The sequence below is a fragment of the Halonatronomonas betaini genome, from assembly GCF_015666175.1.
In the GTDB taxonomy this organism is placed as follows: domain Bacteria; phylum Bacillota; class Halanaerobiia; order Halanaerobiales; family Halarsenatibacteraceae; genus Halonatronomonas; species Halonatronomonas betaini.
The window spans coordinates 312991-332955 of sequence record NZ_JADPIE010000004.1 but is presented as its reverse complement, the minus strand read 5'-3'; the positions used below and the strand labels follow the sequence as shown (position 1 = coordinate 332955).

Genomic DNA, 19965 nt, shown 5'->3' with positions numbered 1-19965 from the left:
CATAGTAAGATAGTTCTATAAAAAACACAAAATCCCTGCAAACTAAGTAAATAAAAGCAAAAAAAGCCGGCAATTTCTGCCGGCTAAAAAATATTACTCAATATTATATCTTTCTTTTAAATAACTTTCAGTCTGCTCATTCAAACCAAGCTTATTTATCTCTTCTAACAACTGTTCAGCTGTGCCATATCTCCCTAAATAACCATTAACTCTGGCAACTACCGTAGAATCAATGAAATCACTCAAATCATAGATGTCCCTGTAATGATTCTTAAATCTTGAGTTAGACTGAAGATAATATTTCTGATGATAATCTTCTGCTAAATAAAATTCTTCATATTCCTTTAGTTCAGTCTTAACCTCTCTGCCAGATTCAGATTCATATTCAAGCTTCAACTCTTCAAACTCTTCTTTCTGATCAGTATTATGATAGAATAAAATATTCATATACTGTCTCGATCTCGGTTGAGTTGCAGGATTATGATTATCCCAGAAGATCTCAAGTAATTCCCTGTAACTAATCTGATCAGGATCATATTCAATTTGAATAGTCTCGGTATGATCGCCAATATTATGATAGGTTGGATTATCGCTTATGCCACCGGCATAACCGACCCGGGTTCTAATTACTCCAGGCAAAATCCCGAAGAATGCATCCGGGCCCCAGAATCAGCCAAGGGCAAAGGTTGCCTTTTCAGTATCAATATCTGCAACCTCCTGATCAAGTTCAATCAAATTTGCATTTTCATTAGATTCAGGGTTTGATTGTAATTCCTCTTCAGAGAAAAGTTCAGTAAATTCACCATAGCCTCTCTCTTCTAATTCATCAGCCGGGATAAACCTCAAAGCAGCTGAATTTATACAATATCTCATACCAGTCGGTTCCGGCCCATCAGGAAAAACATGACCTAAATGGGAATCAGCCTCTTTACTCCTCACTTCAGTCCGATTCATGCCAAAACTTCTATCTTCTCTTTCAACAATATTTTCCTCAACTAATGGCCTGGTAAAACTTGGCCAGCCAGAACCAGAATCATACTTATCAACTGAACTAAATAAAGCCTCACCTGAAACAACATCTACATAGATACCTGGCTCTTTATGGTCATAGAATTCATTATTAAATCTCGGTTCAGTACCATCCATCTGGGTGACATAATATTGCATCTCAGTCAGCTCATCTAATAATGGATCATCTACATCTGAAAGATCTAAATTGCCATCAGTACTTGCCTGGCAACTATTTTCGTCGTCAACGCCACAACTGGAACCACCCATAACTTCAAAATCCACATTATTTTTCTCAGAACTCATATTACCTGTCAGCCCCCTTTCTCCAGCAAAAAACAGCAAAGTAAAACCTAAAAGAACAATACCGGCAATAATTAGGCCTCTCAATTTTTTAAAACCTCCTTAAAAAGAGATCTTCTCTTTCTAAATATTAACACCATTATATCATATTTTCTAGTAAATTAATAACAGTTATTATTAAACTAAAAGACCAATAAAATTAACCTAAAAATATAATATAAAGCTACAGAGGCTACTCCTGCTGCTGGAGAAAGAACATACAAAACAATAAAATCTCCTCTATACTCCTCAGTTCTCCAAAAAATAATTAACTGATAAATAAAAATTGCCCCGGTAAAAATAAGAGATAAAATTATCAAATAACTGGCTAGATCAGTTGAAACCATAGTATTAATAAAGATATAACTAATAAATAAAACCAGCGACTCAAAAACCCAGGGGAATGAATAGAGAGCAAAGCCACCGCGCCTGGCCGGTTCATATCTGTAATAAGCAGCCAGAAAATCTTCTTCAGTAGATTTAATCCATTTCTCACCATTATAAAGCTCAATATAATGGGGAAACTGGAACGGATTAAGCTTTATTTTACTGCCAGGAACCTTTAAATAAAGCAATATCAAAAACCTGCCAAACTCCCGGCTAAAAGAAAGTATAAAAAGAATTATTATCAAGTAAAATAATTGCCCGACTAATTCAATCATAATTACTCCCTCCTGGCCAGCTTCCTCTCGAGCCTGTCCAATCTATGATCTAAAGCATCCTTCCTATCTTTCCAGTCTGAAATATAATACCGCCTGGATAAAAGAAACTTATTAGCTGCCTCAACCAATTTCAGAGCAGAATCATAATCCTTTGCCTGGTGCTCATAATATTTAGCCAGTTCAACCCAGGGAAAGAGCCCGCCTCGTTTCTCTCTAATCATCTCCTGCCAGATCTTAATAGCCTGATCATAACAATCAGCCCGCTTATACTGCCAGGTTAGCTTCTTATCAATTCTCGTTAATAACCTGGCTGAATCCTGTAAATCCCTTGCCCTTTCATATAACCTGATACTCTTTTCCAGCTGTCCATCCTTCTCAAATAGATATCCTAAATTATAAGCCTTATTGCCATCCCAATCAATAGAATCACTGAGGCTCACAATCTCACCTAAATGCCTGGCCAGACTTATCATCGAAATAATATCATCCCTATTATGCTCAATAATCGGTCTTAAAAGCTCAAAATCTTTCTCCTTAAGATACTGAAAGTACTGTTCAGGCACCTGACTGCCATCAATATCCTCTCCCCGCCTGAAATCTATCACCTGCCATTCCAGAGCCTTTAAGCTACAGGAAGGCAGATGACGCCATAAGCTCCTGGCAGGATGTAAAAGATCAATATGATTATCCAGAACAGGCGGTTCCAGCCGATTCATAATAAATCTATCTTTCAAAAGCGGAAAATCATAGCATTTCCCATTAAAGGTCACCAAATTACTCCGCTCCTCAATTCTTTCTTTAACAGCCTCAAGCTGGTCCGGTTCTTCATCATAATCTCGCATTATATACTGCTCTAAAACAACCTCATCGCCAGCAAAGTAGGCCAGCCCAATCATAAAAGCCACTGTCCCGGCTCCACCGGCAAGTCCTGTCGTTTCAGTATCTAAAAATAAGAGTTCATCCCTGGAAAGTTCTTCAGGTAAATCAAATATTGCTCCAGCATTTTGAAAAGGATACTCAGAAAAGTCCTCAAGACTATACCTGCCATGACAATAGGATAAAGGATATCGATTCTCCTCTAGGTAGACAGTAGCCGGTTTTTCAGGACTATCGGTCTGCTCCCTTTTCTGACCTGGCATCTTCTTTAATTTTTCCCTTAGATTCATAATTATCGCCTCGCTTTAAAATGGTCAGAATCAGATCGGCATCTTCCTTGGCAGTCAGGCCAACCTCACTGCCTGGTCCAACACAGGAAGGACAGCCCTGCTCACAGGGGCAGTCAGTTAATAGCTCATGGGCCCGGTCCAGCAACTTTTCATGAACCCTGAATAATTTCTCACTCAAGCCAATTCCGCCAGGATAACTATCATAAAAGAAAATAGTCGGCAGCCCGGTAAAGGGTGATTTAATCTGAACAGTATTCTTTAAATCCCTGGAATCAGCCAGCAGAAATAATGGAGCTATATTCTCAATCAGATTGGCAATTCCAATCAGGCCATTCTCCAGCTTATTTTGACCCAGTTTCTCCTTTAAATCAGCTGGAGCTGTCAGCCAGTAAGCTGTCGTATGCATCTCCTGTTCTGGAAGATTAATATCGCCATATCCCACATTTTCATGACTATTAAATTTAACCTTCTTAAACATCGTCGCCCTGGCAGTCACAGAAACCTCGCCATGGCCATAAATTTTCTCGCCAGCACCCTGCCGCTCAAAATCCTCTAACACCTTGAGTTCCACAGCCAGGGAAGCATCAGTATAATAATTGACATCCACCTTCTTAACTAAAGCCCGCCTATCCTCAAAATCAAGCTCCTGGACCTGATACTGATCGCCACCATGAATATAAATAGCCTTCTCATGAATAGTCGTTGGCGCTGCAAAATAATCGACCTTACCGATTACCTGATTCTTATTCGCAGTCATATCAATCACAGCAAAATCATCACTGGAAGCACTCCTGAGACTGATATCCTGGGCAGGATACTTATCAGTCATCCAGTACCAGCGGCCATTCCTGAAATGGAGCACCCTCTCTTCAACTAAATAATCTAAAATCTCCGCAGTCGACTCAACTCCAAAGATCTCCCCCTCTTCAAAGGGCAGCTCAAAGGCCGCACATTTAATATGGGAGATTAAAATCAATAAATTATTCGGATTAATCAGGCCACTTTCCGGTGGCTGCTGAAAGAAATAATCAGGATGATTAATCATAAACTGATCTAAAGGACTGGATGAGGCAACTAAAATAGTCAGTGCCCGCTGCTGTCCCCGGCCGGCCCGGCCAGCCTGCTGCCAGACTGAAGAGACAGCCCCAGGATAACCGGCAATCAGACAGGCCTCAAGCTGGCCAATATCAATCCCCAGCTCCAGGGCATTGGTACTGATAACCCCTAAAATCGAACCATCCCTGAGCCCTTCCTCAATTCTCCGACGCTCATCAGGGAGATAGCCACCCCGATATCCGGCAATCTCGCTATTAGCCGAAATCTCGTCTCTCAGATAGGATAATAAAAGCTCCGTATTGAGCCTGGTCCTGGCAAAGACAATCGTTGAAATCTTATTTTTCAGCAGACGCCTGGCCAGATACTTGCTCTCAAGGACATAACTCTTTCTAATCCCCAGCTCCTGATTAACAATCGGCGGATTATAAAAGAAGAAATCTCTGGGTCCCTGGGGAGCCCCATTATTATCAACAAGCTCAACATCTTTGCCGATTAAACGGCTGGCCAGCTCTGCCGGATTTGCAATAGTTGCCGAAGCAGTAATAAAGACCGGATCAGACCCGTAAAACTCAGCAATCCGCTTAAGTCGCCTGATCACATTGGCAACATGGCTGCCAAAAACTCCCCGATAACTGTGAACTTCATCGATTACAACATAATCTAAATTCTCAAAAAGTTTAACCCATTTTGTATGATGGGGCAAAATTCCAGTATGGAGCATATCCGGATTGGTCAGCACAATATGACCGGCCTGGCGGATACTCTTTCTAACCGCCGGTCTCGTATCGCCGTCATAGGTATAGGTCTTAACTCCAGCATCTAACTCCTCTGAAAGCTCCAGCAACTCATTTAACTGATCCTGGGCTAAAGCCTTGGTCGGAAATAAATAAAGGGCCCGGCTCTCTTCAGCCTTCAAGATGCTATCTAAAACAGGCAGATTATAACAGAGAGTCTTACCTGAAGCAGTCGGTGTTACAACCACAGTATCCCTGCCCTTTTTAATATGTTCAATAGCCTCAGCCTGATGACTATAAAGCCTGGAAATCCACTGTTTTTCCAGAACATCTACTAATCTATCAGATAAACCCTCAGGGAAATCAGCATAGGTAGCCTCCTGACCAGGAAGCTCCCTGTAATGGGTCACCTCATTTAAATATTTCAATTTATCAGATAGTTGAGCCAGATTCATTAAAAAATACCTCCCCAGCCAATATGCCAGAATAAAGCAGCCCAGAAATGGACCTGAACCGCAGCCAGAAAACCCTGTCTCCTGTACTGCCAGGCAGCCAGCATGCCAAGACTGCCATACATTAATAGGAGTTGTATCAATAGCGGCACCGGCAGATTAAATAATGATTCAACCCCGTAACTATAAATAAGATTGGGCAGATATGAAAAGACATAAACTACCCCGGAAATTCCAGCCAGAGGCCAGAAAACCCTCTTAATAATCTGTTCTTTAGCCTCAAGCCCAATCCCACCGAAATTCCTCCAGAGCATAACAATCAAATAGGCACCAAATGGTATCAAAAATAGCCTGAATAAAAGCTCACCACTTATAGCTGAGATTAAAACAACTAGAATAGCCTCTGGTAGCTCTGGCTGAGGCAGATACCCTAAATTATGTATTGGAGCAAAACTTAAGTCTAAAACGATATAGAGGGCAGTCAATCCAAGCCCGAGCACAGCCGGTTCCAGCCAGTATCTAAAGCCTGGATAACTATCAGGCCAGATCCCGGGCAGATTAAATTCCCTGCCGATCTTAATCCCATAGAGACCTAAAAGGCCATATAAAAAGAGAACAATCAACATATTCAAAACAATCTGCAAAATACCAGGCAGCGGCAGATTATTGGTGATAAACTGATTGCCCCCAGAAATAAAACTATTAAAACCGGTCAATAATGTTAAGCCTGAAATCATAATCAGATAAGTCTTCAACTCCAGATTCCTATTGGACTCCAACTAAAACCCCTCCTGATAAAAAAGCCTGGTCAGAAAACCTTTTCTGGCCAGGCCCACCTGATTTATATTACTCATATCCAGATAAAATTATATTCTCCTCTATAACTGCTCCAGGTTTCCTCCAGGATTGCTCCGGGATTGCTCCAGGTTTGCTCCAGTAGTGCTCCAGCTTATCCACTACAATACTCCAGAACTCTTCCAGTATTTCACTATATTTTACCCTGATTACAATCCAGACAGTTTCTAAATCAAATTACACTCCAGAATTAAATATAATTATATATCCTGATAATAACTAACCCGAACATATGTTAATTATATCAGCAAATATCAACAACTGCAATCAATCCTGCCGGCAATCAGACTAATAACTAGCGACTGGTATAAAAGAACGATGCCAGCAGCGCTGTAACAGGTATTGTCACTATCAGGCCAGCAGTTCCAGCCAGTCCCCTTACAATTTCAGTAGCCACCAGATCAAAATTAATCAGATCAATCCAGCCTCCACTAAAATGATAAAATAAAATCAATAAGGCCAGAGAACTACCTACATATGCTAAAATCAATGTATTGGCCATAGTTCCAATAATATCCTTGCCTGTAGCAATCCCGATATTATATAACTTTCTGGCTGATATCTCCCTGTCATTCTTCCAGGTATTTTCCGCAAAAGAAGCTATCGACATTGCCACATCAGTAACAGCCCCTAATGAACCAATAATAATTCCAGCAAATAATATCCCTTTAGGATTCAGATCAAGACCAGTACCTATCAGCAGTCTCGCCTCTTCATTATTTAAGCCAGTCAGATTAACCAGCTGACCGAAGCCATAGGCCAGCAAACCTGCCAGCAGAACCCCGGTTACAGTTCCTAAAATAGCTATCAGCGATTTCAACCTCCAGCCACCGATAATCCCATGAATAATAATAATCATAACAATTGAGCTCGCCACTGCTGTCGGTATCGGAGCCGCTCCTTCAGCAAGGGCCGGGATCAGATAAAAGAAGATAAGCCCCAGGGTCAAAATCAATGTAATAATAGTCTTAAGTCCCTGTTTTCTGGCCACAACAATCAATACAAGCAGAGTAATAATCCCTAAATAGATTAACCCCCGCTCCCTGGCCAGATCATGAAAATAAGCCTCAACTATCTCGCCATCACCGGTATAAGCCTGAAGAATGATCCGCTTTCCCTCTTCAAGCCTCTCATCACCATAAATATTATTCTCCATAACAGCATGCTCCGCAGTAATGACCTCGCCAGAAAACTCTCCAGAAGTCACCTCAACTTCAAGCATCTGCCTCAAACTCAAATACTCGTCTGGATTCTCTTCAGTGGTCAGATCAACAATTCTTCCCCGCAAATATTCCTCTTCAACGTCAGGAGCAACCTGCTGCCCAAACTGTTCAGCCCCTCCAGCCCCTGGTTCATCTCCAGAAAAATCATCAACAGCCAATCCAGGCATAGCTAGCAGGCCAACCAGCATGATTACAACAACAATAAAAAATAATCTATTTAAACTCTTCATTTTAAAACTCACCACTCCAGTTATATCTTAAATTCACCATTACATTTATTTCTACTAACATATTAATTCTAGTTTTCAATTGATATTCCTGCTTTTATAATTCATTAATAAAATAAAAAACCTCAACCAGAAGGATTTCCAGTTGAGATAGCAAATTTCTCTTTATTTAATTATATATTGACATAGCCTAAATACGGTCTCGCTTCGGTCTGGCTTCGGTCTCGCTTCGGTCCAGATTCGGTTTAGATTCGCTAAAGCTTCGGTATAATTACGGTATAAATTCGTTAGCAATAGCCTAACTTTAATTCAAACTTGATATTCCCCGATTGATCAGCAAAGCTAATAGATTCCTGTTTTTCAGCAAGAGCCTTACAATCCCAAGGGAAATAACCACAAAATAAATCGTTAAAGCAACAGTTCCAAAGAAAGAATAAAATAAAGGCAAGAAAAATGTAGCCATTCCAAAAGCAAGAGTCAACAAACCTAACTGTACCTGAAAATTATATAAGTTATTCTTAATTGAGTCATCATTTGTCCTATAAATCTTGATCTCATTTTTGTATAATAAAAGCCCTGCTAAAGCAAATAATATTCCTATGAATATTAACGAGTAAATAATAGATCATCCCCTAAAAAAAGTTTTCTTAGATTCACCGTAATATATCTTATCACAGCCATCTAATAAATGCAAGCAGTATCTGGTGCATCCAATATACTAATAATTAAACTGCTTCTGCCTCTTCTAGAGGTTTTAATGGCAGATAACGACCTTCATGTTGATACAACGGCCTTACCCTGCCTGATCTAACTGCATTAATAAAATCATTCTCGTCATTAATTTCTGCTTCAATCTCGGTAATATATTTCCCAATCCGCCCAGGTCTGTGGGCATCACTGCCTCCCAGTAACGGCAGATTATTATAATTAGCAGATTCTATTGCCTTATAATTATTCCTGTCACTGGTTGAGCCATTTAAGCCCTCAACCCCATGGAGCAGATCAGCCAGATGATCTATATTATCACCAATCCCCCTGTAATTTTTCCTGAAGGGATGGGCAGCAATCGCAACTCCCCCGGCCCTTTCAACATCAGCCAACAGAATATTTGCAGGAATAACCCTCTCTGGCAGATCATCAAAGCCAAAGACCAGAATATCTCCCTGCCTGGTAAGAACCTCGGCGCCAACAATAATTTTTATACCATATCTATCTTCATATTCATCAACATATGTTTTAAAACCATTACTCTCATGGTCTGTTATACAGATACCATCCAGGCCGGCCTCCACAGCCTCTTCTAGAACCTGGTCAGGACTTAAATGGCTATCACCTGAAAATAAGTTCTCATGTATATGGGTATCGAATAGCATCTTTCCACCACCAGTCATTGATTTCTAAATACAACTGGTGTTATTATACCTAATCCAAAATAATAAGTCAAGAAATTTTATAGATGATATAAGAAATAATTATAGACCCGGACAGGCTTTAAAATTCCTGCTCTATCATCTCAAAAACAGACTTCCAATTTAAAGACCTGACAGCTTCTAGATATTTGATATCCCTTAAAAAATCAAGCTCATTAATTTTCCCGAGCTGATCTCTAATTGCCTCTGCCAGCCGTTTCTCATATGCAGGCAGATCTGATTCCACTGGCCTATCAACATCTTTAAGCTCTGGCAGATCAACAAAAGTAATCGTCCCTGCCTCTTTAATATAATCAGGAATCTTATCCTTAACACCAGGGAGATCGCTACTAACAACCCTTAACCCGGAAGCTAAAGCCTCCAGAATAACCAGGGCAAAACCCTCATAAAATGAAGGTAAACAGAGCAAGTCAGCGACTTTCATCCTTTCAGCAACCTCAGCCTGACTGATCTGACCGGTAAATTCAACTTTATCTTTTAAATTATTGGCCCTATCCTTAATCTCCTGGGCTTCAGCCCCCTGGCCTGAGCCGATAAATGTCACTTTTAAATTACTGGCATCGACCTGCTCTATAGCTCTAATCAATGAGTTAACACCTTTAGAATGGCTTAACTTACCGACATAGACCAGTTCAACTCCCTCTTTTTCTCTCTTATCTCTTATTTCTGCTTCAGTCGGAAAAGAAAAATACTGGCTATTATAGCCTAAACCAGTAACCTTAATCCTTTCAGCTGGAATCGAAAAATGATCTATAATCAGCTTTTTCTGCTCATCGTTTAGAGCAAAAACCTGATCCAGATAACTTAAATCCTCTTTTATCTTTTTGCTAAAGCCAGGGTTCTGCCTTAACTGTCTAATACCAGTACCATGACAGATCGCCATAACCTGTAAATCCTTAAATTTTTTTGATATTTCAGCAGATAATAACCAGAGGTGATGAGTTAGAATTACAGGATTATTTAACCGCTTTAAAACCTCTTCCAGCCTGGAAAAATAACCATCTAAAAATTTCTCTTTCTGATCATCACTCATATCCTTATACTGACTGCTAGGATAAGGCATATTATCACTCATACCAAAGGGAGCAAATGGCAACCTTGTAGAATTAAATATTACAGGATAAAAATCCTTCCTGGCAATCCCAACCAGATCCTGATATATACCATCTTCAACAGCTGATCCAATAACAGCCTGCTTGTAACCAGCACTTTTAGCAGCATTATAAAGAGCCTGGAGATAAATGCCACTACCTGTCATGGCAGGGCGCTGGCCAAGAGTTTGAACCAATTCCTTAGCCATCATTATCAACCCCTTTTCCATTATTACCAGCCGGATCAACATGAACCAAAACCTCTTCAGCTTCAATATATCTTTCAAGCAAACGAGATTTGACCCTGGCTGCAATCTCATGGCCCTCTTCAACAGTTAAAGTTGGAGAGACCGCAATTTTTATATCCAAATATAAAACTGGCCCATTATACCGGCCTTTTACATCCAGTATATCTTCAACTCCATCAACTTCAATAATCTGCTCTTTAATTTCCAGAATCTTATTTCCAGCAGGGGCTTTACCCAATAATGTGATAAAACCCTCTTCCAGGATTTCATAACCAACTTTAAAAACCATGACAGCAACAACAATACCGGCTACTGGGTCTAAAAACCAGAAACCAATTCTGGCAGCAGCAATTCCTATTAAAGCAGCAACTGAAGAAAAAGCATCACTTCTATGATGCCAGGCATCTGCCTTTAAAGCCTGATTATCTGTCTCCTCACCGGCTTTTATCGTATATCGATACATCAACTCTTTAACCACTATCGAAATAAAGGCAGCATATAGCGCCATAGTTCCAGGTATAGAAACCTCTCCTGCTATTAGATTGCCAACCATATTATAAGCCAATAATGCCGCTGTTATAAATAAAATCATCCCAATCATCACTGCTGCCAGTGGCTCAGCCTGACCATGGCCATAATGATGGTTATCATCAGGTGGCCTGCTGGCAAAGGCTACTGCAATCAAGACCCCGGCTGAAGATGCTATATCAGAAATCGAATGAAAACCATCAGCCACCAGAGCGGCACTAGAGGCTAAAAACCCAACAACAATCTTTAATAATGCCAGAAAAATATTAGCAGCCAGCGTCACCTTCAAGACCCGCTGGCCAATATCAGTTCTAGTTTTAGTAAACATCAAATCCACACCTTTATAGAATTAATTATTATTAACTAATTCTATAGTAACATATTGCCGCTTAAAATGTCTAGAAGTTGCCTAATAAGTCTCCCGCTTTCCAGTATCCATATATATAACCCTTTCGCAGATATTAGTGGAATGATCCCCGATTCTTTCAAGAAATCTACTGATAAAGATCAATGAAGTCGCCTGCTCAACAATAGAAGAGTCCTCAGCCATCATTTCTAGAAGTTCAGTTAAGATACTTTCGTCACATTTATCAACCTCTTCATCCTCCCTGGCAATTTCTCTGGCAGCAGAGCTATCAAATCTAATAAAAGCATCAAGACTCTCCTTTAACCTTCTTGTCACAATTTCAGTCATTTTTGGAATATCAATCAACGGTTTTATTAAAGGTTCATTGCCAATTTCCAGCACCTTTTCAGCTATATTGACAGCATGATCGCCAATCCGCTCTAGATCAGTGGCCAGTTTCGAAATTACAATAATTGTTCTCAAATCACCTGCTACTGGCTGCTGCAGGGCAATTAATCTGGTACTCATCTCCTCTAATTTCATCTCCAATTCATCAATAACATCATCATTTGCAATTACAGTTTTTGCTCTATCTAAATCCTGTTCCTGTAAAGCATTAATACTCTCCCAGATAGCCTCTTCAACTTTGCCAGCCATAATCAACATCTCATCCTTTAATTCATCAAGCTGTTTCTGATAATTTTTCCTCATTTTTTGCCTCCTAACCAAATCTTCCAGTAATATAATCCTCAGTCCGCTGATCTGCCGGGTTCTCAAATATTTTATCAGTCCGATCAAATTCAATAACTTTCCCCATTAAAAAGAAAGCTGTATTATCTGAAACCCTGGCTGCCTGCTGCATACTATGGGTCACAATTACAATCGTATAGTCCTGTTTTAAGTCACCAAGAAGCTCCTCAATCCTGGCAGTCGCCTGGGGATCAAGGGCTGAAGCCGGTTCATCCATTAAAATAACCTGTGGCTTTACAGCCAGAGCCCTGGCAATACAGAGTCTCTGCTGCTGACCTCCTGATAGACTTAAAGCAGATTGGTCCAGTCTGTCTTTAACTTCATCCCAGAGGGCAGCTTTTCTCAGGCTATCCTCAACAATTTTAGCAAGTTCCTTCTTATCCTTCATCCCGTGAATTCTGGGACCATAGGCAGCATTGTCAAAGATAGATTTAGGAAAGGGGTTAGGCTGTTGAAAGACCATTCCAACTTTTTTTCCTCAATTCAACAACATCAGTCTCCTTTGAATAAATATCCTGACCATCAAGAATAACCTCTCCTTCAATCCTGGCCCCTTCTATCTGGTCATTCATCCGGTCAAGGGTTCTCAAAAATGTCGACTTGCCACAGCCTGAAGGCCCAATCAAAGCAGTCACCTTTTGACAGTCAATTTCCATATTTATATCATGCAAAGCCTGAAAATCATCGTAATAAAAGTTCAAATTATTTATCTCAATCTTGCATTCATGATCTTTACCAATCTCACATTGATTACTCATCTTAAATCAATACCTCCATCTCTACTTTTTATATTTCTTTCTCAATTTATTTCTTAATAAAATAGCCCCCATATTTAGCACCAGTACAAGGCTTATCAAAACCAGGGCAGTCCCATAGGCCAGAGGTCTAACCCTTGAAATAGCATGGTGCTGGGTCGCTAATATATACAAATGATAGGGCAGAGCCATAAACTGGCTAAATGGCGAAGCCGGTAAATAAGGTAAAAAGAAAGCTGCTCCTGTAAATAAAATCGGTGCTGTCTCACCGGCAGCCCGGGCCAGCCCTAAAATTGATCCAGTCAACATCCCTGGCAGAGCTACAGGTAAAACATTGGTCCGGATAGTCTGCCATTTGGTTGCCCCTAAAGCCAGAGCTCCATCTCGATACGAATTAGGCACTGTCTTTAAGGCCTCTTCACTGGCTGTTATAGTGACTGGCAATGTCAGCATCCCTAATGTCAGTCCGGCACTTAAAACTGAAGCACCAAAGCCAAAGAAAACAACAAAGATTCCAACACCAAATAATCCAAATACAACTGATGGCACTCCTGCCAGATTTCTAATCGCCATCCTGATTAATCTGGTTAATCTACCCTTTGTAGCATATTCATTAAGATAAATAGCCCCAAGGGCCCCTAAAGGAACTGAAACAACCGCTGTAATCACTGTCACCATAAAAGTCCCATAAATAGCAGGAAAGATCCCTCCTTCAGTCATACCCTTTCTAGGAGCTGTAGATAAAAATTCCCAGCTAATAGCACCTATACCTTTTCTCACTATATCAAATAGGATTATAAATAAAATACCTAGCACTAGCAGAGTCGATAATCTTAAGGCCCAGAATCCTATCTTCTCTTTTATATCATTTTGCAATTACTCCACCTCCTCATATTTATGGAGAATAATATCTGAAACTAAATTAACAGCAAAGGTCATAATAAATAAGACTAAACCAACAGCAAAAAGGGCATAATAATGGGTCGTATGATGTGGCACTTCCCCTAATTCAATAGCTATTGTGGCTGTCATTGTCTGCACTGAAGAAAATATACTGGACGGCATTCTCGGAGCATTACCTGTGGCCATTAATACTGCCATCGTCTCGCCAATAGCTCTACCCATTCCAAGCATAATCGCAGCTGTAATCCCTGATAATGCTGATGGAACTGTAACTTTAATTAGTGTCTGCCAGCGGCTTGCCCCTAATGCCAGCGATGCATTCTTATATTCCCTGGGAACAGCAGAGATAGCATCTTCAGATAAGCTAATTATTGTCGGCAGAGACATAATTGCAAGTAAGATCGAACCATTTAAAGCATTTAAACCGTTAGGCAGGCCAAATGCCCTGGCTATTGCCGGTCCTAAAAGCACAATCCCTAAAAACCCAATAACAACAGAAGGTATCCCTGCCAGGATCTCAATTACCGGCTTTAAAACCTGTTTGGTCTTAGGGCTTGCCAGTTCAGAAATATAGGCAGCGGTGGCCACTCCTAAAGGAACTGACAGGATCATAGAGCCAATTGTGACCATCAGAGTACTGACAACCTGACTTAAAATTCCATATTCAATCTGAGAGTAGGATGTCGGATTCCACCGGGCAGATGTAAAAAATTCTCTTAAACCAATCTCTCTAAATGCCGGAATACTATTACTAATAAGAATATAAAATATCCCTAGCAAAACAATAATTACAACAAGACTATTTAACATAAAAAATAACTCAATAGCCCTTTCTTTTCTCTCTCTTCTCATTTAAAAACCCCCAATCTTTATTCTTCCAGTATTAGCTTAGCATATCTATGTAAAATCTATTTTAAATTTATGTTAACAAAAGATTAACAGAGGAGATTTCTCTCCTCTGCCAGTCAATTTATATTAACCTGTTAGTTTCAAACTTACCAGCCTAAATTCTCTCTATTGATCTCTCTATATTCATCAGTTATCGGATAAAAACCTGAGTCTACTGCAACCTGCTGGCCTTCATCACTTAAGACAAACTCAATATATTCTCTAACCATACCCTCAGGCTGACCATTACTATAATGGTGTAAAGGCCTGGCTACTGGATAGCTGCCATCTGCAACATTAGCCGGATCCATCGGTGAAACATAAGGAGAATTTTCATCTATGGCAACATTGACCATCTTTAAGCCATCAATAACTTCGCCTTCATCAACAGTATAACCAACGCCGACATAACCGATACCTGAATCGTCACTTAAAACACCTTCAACAATTTGAGCATTACCGTTCATTCTCATCTTATCATCACTGTAATCGCCTTTAACCACATATTCTCTAAAGAAGACATAGGTCCCTGAGTTACTCTGACGGCCATACATGCTGATCTCTTTATCTTCGCCACCGACCTCAGACCAGTTGGTTATTTCACCTCTGAAAATAGCACCAATCTGATCAACAGTTAATTCACTTACCGGGTTATCCTCATGAACAACAACTGATAAAGCATCAAGTGCTATGACGATTCTGACTGGTTCTACCCCTCTTTCCCTGGCCTGTTCCATCTCAGCTTCAGAGATTTCTCGAGAAGAGTTAGCTAAAGCAAACTGGTTATTTATAATTCCAGCAATACCAGTTCCTGAACCTCCACCGGTTACTGATATTACAGTTTCTGGATTAAGATCCATAAATGCTTCAGCAAGATTACCTGTCAGATTAACCTGAGTATCTGATCCTCGAATTTCAAAAAACCCATCATTAGCTTCAACCTGTCCCATACCTGCCATCAATGTAAAGACCATTAAAAATGCTACTAGCAAAACTTTTTTCATCAAATATTACCTCCTATTTATTTTGTCTATATAAAGAATACCAGTCGTATGTTAACAGCAAATAAACAGATTGTTAAGATTATGTTACAAACAAAAAACCTCCTGAATAAATCAGGAGGCAGTGTAAGTTTATGCTATTTCCAGTTTAAATCTAAATAATGAACCTTTCCCGGGCTGACTTTCTATCTCAATATTAGATCCATGATTCTGCACTATATGTTTTACAATCGAAAGTCCAATGCCAGTTCCACCTTTCTCCCTGGACCTGGCCTTATCCACCCTGTAAAACCGTTCAAAGATCCTTTTTTGATCATTCCTACTTATACCAATCCCGGTATCCTCAACCTCAACAGTTACATATTCTCCATTATCAGACAAAGATGATCTAATAATAACCTCTCCATCCTCTGGAGTATATTTAATAGCATTATCGACCAGATTATAAATCACCTGTTCTATCTGTTCTGGAATCATCTTAACTTCAGGTAACTCTTCCGGGTAATCAGGAACCAATTTAATTTTTGCTTCTAGAGCTTTATCCTGTAACCTTTGAAAAGTATTATCTAAAACAGCAATTAAATCTCCTTTTTTCAAATCTAAACTTTCGCCTTCAATTTTAGACAACTGTAAAAGATCATTAACCAGTAAATAAAGTCTATCTGCTTCATTTTTAATTATCTTTAAAAATTTATCCTGTAATTCATCTGAAATTTCATCTGAATCATCAACTAAAGTTTCCAGATAACCAATTATAGATGTCAGTGGAGTCCTCAATTCATGGGAGACATTAGCAACAAATTCCTGCCTGACTTTTTCAAGCCTTCTCAGTTCAGTTAAATCAGTTAAAGTGATTATTGTACCGGTCTTATTATCATTTTGATCCAGCAAATCTGTTAAATGAATCCTTAAAATTCTACCGCCAGGCTGAATTTTAAGTTCAAATGTTTCTTGAGATTCTCCATTTTTCTCATCATCCTCTAACATCTCAATAAACTGATACTGCCTGATCACATGATTAATTTTCTTCCCGATTAAATCTTCCTGAGTAATCCTTAACATCTTTTTAGCTACAGGATTGAACATAATTATTTTATTATTTTTATCAATTGCAATGACACCATCCATCATGCCTTTAAGAATAGCTTCTCTTTTATTTATTTCCTGATCTAGTTCATTTAGCTTTGTCTCTAATATCTGGGCCATTTTAGTGAAACTATTATTTAATTCTTCAATCTCTTTATTACCCTCTTCTATTTTAATATTTTCTTTGAAATTACCTCTGCTTATCTTTTGAGTCTTTAAATTAAAGTCTGCCAGAGATTTAGTTAATGATTTAGAAATCCAGAATATAACCCCTGTACTAACAAGTAATATAAGGCCAAAAAATATCAGATAATTAATTCTATTTTCAGCAAGTGTCTCTTCAATTGAGTTTAGCGACTGGGCAACCCTCAAATAACCAAAATTTCCCCCATCAAATTCTATAGGACTAACAATATATAAGAAAGATTCCTGGATTGTTTCACTAAATCTAATAGCCCTACCATATTCTTCATCACCTTCAATTAGCTCAATAACCTCAGGCCTGGTATCATGGGGCTCCATCTCTTCAGCACTAAAATCTGAATCATATAAGACAGTACCGTCTTCAGCAATAATAGTCACTCTTCTGCTGTCATTAATATTTAAACCCTCAACAAAATCTTCAAAATTAATCTCTAAGCCACTTTCTAATAAAATCTGTCCACTATCAATTAATAGGTTAGCTTCCTTTAATAAACTTTCTTCTAATTCAGATATATAAAAATCCTTCTGATGCTGCTGATTATAAAGAAAGATAAAGGTAACAATTACTAATTGGAGTACCAGGAAGACTATTAATAATTGCTGTCTTAAACTTAATCTATTCCAGCGCCACAAATTTATAACCTACCCCTCTGATAGTTTTAATAATTTCCGGGCTAATTTTCTTTCTGATTCTGCGGATATGGACATCCACAGTCCTGGTATCACCGTAATAATCATAACCCCATATCTTATTTAAGAGATTATCCCTGGTAAAAAATCTTTCAGGATTTTGTAATAATAACTTAATTAATTCATATTCTTTTGGAGTTAATTCAATTACTTTATCATCAAAGATAGCCTGATGAGATGTTAAGTTGATTGAAAGTTTTCCACTTGATATTATTTCAGCCTCTTGAACAGTCCCCTGGAATTCCCTGGTCCTTCTTAAAACAGCTTTAACCCTCGCTATTAATTCTCTCATGCTAAAGGGTTTACTGACATAATCATCTGCCCCCATCTCAAGCCCAACTACCCGATCAATCTCTTCAGTCCTGGCAGTCAGCATGATAATTGGAAGTCGATTAAATTTATCATCTGATTTAATTTCCTTGCATAATGATAAGCCATCTATTCCTGGCAGCATTAAGTCAAGAATTATCAAATCGATATCCTCTTTATCAAGAATATCAAATACCTGGTCTCCCCTACTTGCCAGAATAACCTGATAATCTTCTTTTTCTAAATTATACTTTAGTAATTCCCTGATATTTTCTTCATCATCAACAGCAAGAATTCTTTCTGCCACTTTTAACACCTCCTAAAAAATAAAGCCCTGCTTAAAAAAGCAGGACAAAGATTTAATGCTCCATAAATATATGGGCAATATCTGCCATGGAATCAGTTAAATGCTCGATATCTTCAACAGCCTCTAAATAAATAATCCCGGCAGTTGGGTCACAGATCCCCTCTTTTAATCTCTCTAGATGGTCTGCCCTGTATTCTAACTGCAGGCTATCCATTTTCTTTTCGCCATTTAATAACTTTGGAATCAGATCATAATCTTCCTCTTCAATTAACTGCTGAGTTTTTTCCAGAAGATCATCTACAAAAACTATGATATCATCAATAGTCTTATCAGCTTCTTCAGAGAATTTAATCTTATTTTCAGAAATATAATAAGTTAAGTCAGCCAGGTCATCTGCATCATCAGCCATACTCTCAATCGAATCAATTAAAGCTATGTAAAAATCCCTGTAACGAATATCTTCTTCTGATAAGCCCTCTCTTGATAGAGAAGTCAGGAAATGCAAAAGATCTTCTTCAATCTCATTAATTATCTCCTCTTTTCTTACAACCTTATCAGCAAGTTCAGTATTGCCTGTTTTAAAACCTTCCATCGACTCATCTATCATCTCTTTTGTTATATCATGCATTCTTAAAACTTCTTTTTTTACCTGTTCTAAAGCAAGACCTGGTGTAGAAAGCATCCTCTCATCAACAAAGGATAATCCCCTTTTTATTGTCAAATCTTCACCTGGCACAATTTTATATAGTAGTTTTTCAATAAAACCGATAAATGGAAACCAGAGAGCAGTATTAATAACATTAAAGACAGTATGGGTATTTGCCAGCATCCGCTCAGTACTTCTTTCTGTTCCAAAAATATTAAATAATTGCAACATCATATTTTCTATCCAGGGTAAAAATCCTGGGATTATATAAATAAATAATAAAAATACCAGAGATCCTAGAACATTAAAAATAAAATGCGCAGCTGCAGTTCTCTTGCTGGTAAGATTTGCCCCTAAGCTGGATAACCCTGCAGTAACGGTCGTACCAATATTAGTACCTAAAATAATCGGAATAGCAACCTGATAATTTATTGCCCCAACTGAAACCAGACCTAATAATATACCAAAAGATGCTGTACTGCTCTGAACTGCAATCGTTACAAGAATTCCAATTAATACGCCTAAGACAGGATAGACAGCAAACTGTTCCATTAAATTAGCAAATGCCACCGAATCCCTTAAAGGCCTCATTGTGTCGCTCATTGTATTTAATCCAAGAAATAAAATTCCAAAACCCAGGATAAACTGCCCGATATATTTCATCTTCTTATCTTTAGCAAACATAAACAGAATTACACCAATAGCTATCGCATGAAAGGCATAATCTCCTAATCTAAAAGAAATCAGCTGTGCAGTTATGGTAGTACCAATATTAGCCCCCATGATAACACCAATAGATTGGGCAAGTGTTAATAAGCCAGCATTGACAAAACCAATCACCATAACAGTAGTCGCACTACTGCTCTGAATTATAGCTGTTACCCCGGTACCAACAAGAATTCCTTTTATTGGACTATCAGTGAGTGAGGCCAGAAGATGGCGCAGTCTCTTGCCTGAAAATTTCTGCAGGCCTTCACTCATCTGTTTCATACCATATATGAATAAACCAAGACCTCCTAAAAGGCCTATCAACATGGAAGTATCCAAAAATATCTCTC

At 38.9% G+C, this 19965-nt stretch carries 16 protein-coding genes and 2 pseudogenes; all 18 read right to left on the bottom strand.

Going from position 1 to position 19965, the window contains the following annotated elements; all coding sequences use genetic code 11:
• Window positions 1–93 precede the first annotated feature (93 nt).
• Window positions 94–657: pseudogene (locus I0Q91_RS09095) on the bottom strand (peptide-methionine (S)-S-oxide reductase); the annotation flags it as partial.
• Window positions 658–669: 12 nt separating this feature from the next.
• Window positions 670–1398: a peptide-methionine (R)-S-oxide reductase MsrB gene (gene msrB, locus I0Q91_RS14450; protein WP_345790968.1), complete on the bottom strand. Its 729-nt coding sequence runs from the start codon at window positions 1396–1398 to the stop codon at window positions 670–672.
• A 95-nt stretch (window positions 1399–1493) separates the two neighbouring features.
• On the bottom strand, window positions 1494–2012 hold the full coding sequence (locus I0Q91_RS09085) for a hypothetical protein (protein ID WP_270454180.1): 519 nt from the start codon (window positions 2010–2012) through the stop codon (window positions 1494–1496).
• 2 nt (window positions 2013–2014) lie between these two features.
• Window positions 2015–3178, bottom strand: coding sequence for a ribonuclease H-like domain-containing protein (locus tag I0Q91_RS09080; protein WP_270454179.1), 1164 nt, complete (start codon window positions 3176–3178; stop codon window positions 2015–2017).
• Window positions 3120–5423 (bottom strand): DEAD/DEAH box helicase, encoded by a 2304-nt coding sequence (locus I0Q91_RS09075; RefSeq protein ID WP_270454178.1) that lies wholly within the window; start codon window positions 5421–5423, stop codon window positions 3120–3122. Before I0Q91_RS09075 ends, I0Q91_RS09080 begins: the two co-directional genes overlap by 59 nt.
• Window positions 5423–6199 carry a hypothetical protein gene (locus I0Q91_RS09070; RefSeq protein ID WP_270454177.1) on the bottom strand — a complete coding sequence of 259 codons (777 nt, stop codon included), beginning with the start codon at window positions 6197–6199 and terminating at the stop codon, window positions 5423–5425. Before I0Q91_RS09070 ends, I0Q91_RS09075 begins: the two co-directional genes overlap by 1 nt.
• Before the next feature lie 371 nt (window positions 6200–6570).
• On the bottom strand, window positions 6571–7728 hold the full coding sequence (locus I0Q91_RS09065; RefSeq protein ID WP_270454176.1) for a YibE/F family protein: 1158 nt from the start codon (window positions 7726–7728) through the stop codon (window positions 6571–6573).
• Between the two features lie 722 nt (window positions 7729–8450).
• The gene (locus I0Q91_RS09060) at window positions 8451–9098 is read right to left on the bottom strand and encodes a PHP domain-containing protein (RefSeq protein WP_270454175.1); all 648 of its coding nucleotides are present in this window, start codon (window positions 9096–9098) and stop codon (window positions 8451–8453) included.
• A gap of 118 nt (window positions 9099–9216) precedes the next feature.
• Complete coding sequence (locus I0Q91_RS09055; RefSeq protein ID WP_270454174.1) at window positions 9217–10455, bottom strand: glycosyltransferase family 4 protein; 1239 nt, start codon at window positions 10453–10455, stop codon at window positions 9217–9219.
• Window positions 10448–11350, bottom strand: a complete 903-nt coding sequence (locus I0Q91_RS09050) for a cation diffusion facilitator family transporter (protein WP_270454173.1) — start codon at window positions 11348–11350, stop codon at window positions 10448–10450. The genes I0Q91_RS09055 and I0Q91_RS09050 overlap by 8 nt, the downstream gene beginning before the upstream one ends.
• Window positions 11351–11431: 81 nt before the next feature.
• Window positions 11432–12079: a phosphate signaling complex protein PhoU gene (gene phoU / locus I0Q91_RS09045; protein WP_270454172.1), complete on the bottom strand. Its 648-nt coding sequence runs from the start codon at window positions 12077–12079 to the stop codon at window positions 11432–11434.
• A gap of 10 nt (window positions 12080–12089) precedes the next feature.
• A pseudogene (pstB, locus tag I0Q91_RS09040) lies at window positions 12090–12876 on the bottom strand (phosphate ABC transporter ATP-binding protein PstB).
• Window positions 12877–12897: 21 nt separating this feature from the next.
• Window positions 12898–13749 carry a phosphate ABC transporter permease PstA gene (pstA, locus tag I0Q91_RS09035; protein WP_270454171.1) on the bottom strand — a complete coding sequence of 284 codons (852 nt, stop codon included), beginning with the start codon at window positions 13747–13749 and terminating at the stop codon, window positions 12898–12900.
• The gene (pstC, locus tag I0Q91_RS09030; protein ID WP_270454169.1) at window positions 13750–14628 is read right to left on the bottom strand and encodes a phosphate ABC transporter permease subunit PstC; all 879 of its coding nucleotides are present in this window, start codon (window positions 14626–14628) and stop codon (window positions 13750–13752) included. It lies immediately after the preceding gene.
• 143 nt (window positions 14629–14771) lie between these two features.
• Window positions 14772–15668, bottom strand: coding sequence for a PstS family phosphate ABC transporter substrate-binding protein (locus tag I0Q91_RS09025; RefSeq protein ID WP_270454168.1), 897 nt, complete (start codon window positions 15666–15668; stop codon window positions 14772–14774).
• 129 nt (window positions 15669–15797) lie between these two features.
• Window positions 15798–17588 (bottom strand): ATP-binding protein, encoded by a 1791-nt coding sequence (locus I0Q91_RS09020; RefSeq protein ID WP_270454167.1) that lies wholly within the window; start codon window positions 17586–17588, stop codon window positions 15798–15800.
• Window positions 17572–18261, bottom strand: a complete 690-nt coding sequence (locus I0Q91_RS09015) for a response regulator transcription factor (protein WP_270454166.1) — start codon at window positions 18259–18261, stop codon at window positions 17572–17574. Before I0Q91_RS09015 ends, I0Q91_RS09020 begins: the two co-directional genes overlap by 17 nt.
• Window positions 18262–18313: 52 nt before the next feature.
• Complete coding sequence (locus tag I0Q91_RS09010) at window positions 18314–19954, bottom strand: Na/Pi cotransporter family protein (RefSeq protein WP_270454165.1); 1641 nt, start codon at window positions 19952–19954, stop codon at window positions 18314–18316.
• Between the last annotated feature and the right edge of the window lie 11 nt (window positions 19955–19965).

Excerpts from the sequence above, each read along its gene's own strand:
- I0Q91_RS09065 (WP_270454176.1), bottom strand. The coding sequence starts at position 7,728 with ATGAAGAGTTTAAATAGATTATTTTTTATTGTTGTTGTAATCATGCTG.
- I0Q91_RS09050 (WP_270454173.1), bottom strand. The coding sequence starts at position 11,350 with ATGTTTACTAAAACTAGAACTGATATTGGCCAGCGGGTCTTGAAGGTG.
- I0Q91_RS09085 (WP_270454180.1), bottom strand. The coding sequence starts at position 2,012 with ATGATTGAATTAGTCGGGCAATTATTTTACTTGATAATAATTCTTTTT.
- pstC (WP_270454169.1), bottom strand. The coding sequence starts at position 14,628 with ATGAGAAGAGAGAGAAAAGAAAGGGCTATTGAGTTATTTTTTATGTTA.
- I0Q91_RS09080 (WP_270454179.1), bottom strand. The coding sequence starts at position 3,178 with ATGAATCTAAGGGAAAAATTAAAGAAGATGCCAGGTCAGAAAAGGGAG.
- I0Q91_RS09075 (WP_270454178.1), bottom strand. The coding sequence starts at position 5,423 with ATGAATCTGGCTCAACTATCTGATAAATTGAAATATTTAAATGAGGTG.
- I0Q91_RS09060 (WP_270454175.1), bottom strand. The coding sequence starts at position 9,098 with ATGCTATTCGATACCCATATACATGAGAACTTATTTTCAGGTGATAGC.
- I0Q91_RS09025 (WP_270454168.1), bottom strand. The coding sequence starts at position 15,668 with ATGAAAAAAGTTTTGCTAGTAGCATTTTTAATGGTCTTTACATTGATG.
- I0Q91_RS09055 (WP_270454174.1), bottom strand. The coding sequence starts at position 10,455 with ATGGCTAAGGAATTGGTTCAAACTCTTGGCCAGCGCCCTGCCATGACA.
- phoU (WP_270454172.1), bottom strand. The coding sequence starts at position 12,079 with ATGAGGAAAAATTATCAGAAACAGCTTGATGAATTAAAGGATGAGATG.